The 620-nt window shown below is 68.4% G+C and carries 1 protein-coding gene; it reads left to right on the forward strand.

All coding sequences use genetic code 11. The features are described from left to right. Window positions 1–601: calcium-binding protein (locus ACLD7X_RS17885; RefSeq protein WP_411425037.1), on the forward strand; the 601-nt coding region annotated here is incomplete at its 5' end. Window positions 602–620: the final 19 nt, after the last annotated feature.

Raw genomic sequence — 620 nt, forward strand, 5'->3', positions numbered from 1 at the left:
CTATGACGTCCTCACCTTCTTCGAGGCGTCGGCCGGGATCGTGGCGGACATGGTGAGCGGCGGCACCGGTGGTGATGCCGCGGGCGACGTCTATCTCGGCTTCGAGCGGATCATCGGCTCGCGCTTCGCCGACACGATCCGCGATGGCAGCACGTCGTCCCGCATCAGCGGCGGCAGCGGTGATGACCTCATCGACGGCCGTGGCGGTGCCGATACGCTGACGGGCGGTGCCGGCAACGACACGCTGATCGGTGGGGCTGGCCGCGACCGCATGGATGGCGAGGGGGGCGACGACGTCTTCGTGTTCAACAGCCTCGCGGAAAGCGCGGCTAATGCGCCCGACGTCATCGTGGGCTTCACGGCCGGGGACCGCATCGATCTCTCCGCGATCGATGCGGACGGCATTGCCGGCAATGGCGACACGGCCTTCACCTTCATCGGGACCGCGGCGTTCACCGCCCTCGGCCAGGTGAGGGCGGTGAATACCTCCGGGTCGACGTGGCGCATCGAGTTGAACGGGTCCGGATCGCTCGCCGCCGACGCAGCCATCACGCTCAGCGGTGGCCCGGCCACCAGCTCGGCAGACTGGTTCATCCTCTGAGGCACTTGCGCCGATGAGC

Origin of the sequence: Aphanothece microscopica RSMan92, assembly GCF_046613545.2 — a bacterium.
GTDB lineage: Bacteria > Cyanobacteriota > Cyanobacteriia > PCC-6307 > Cyanobiaceae > NIES-981.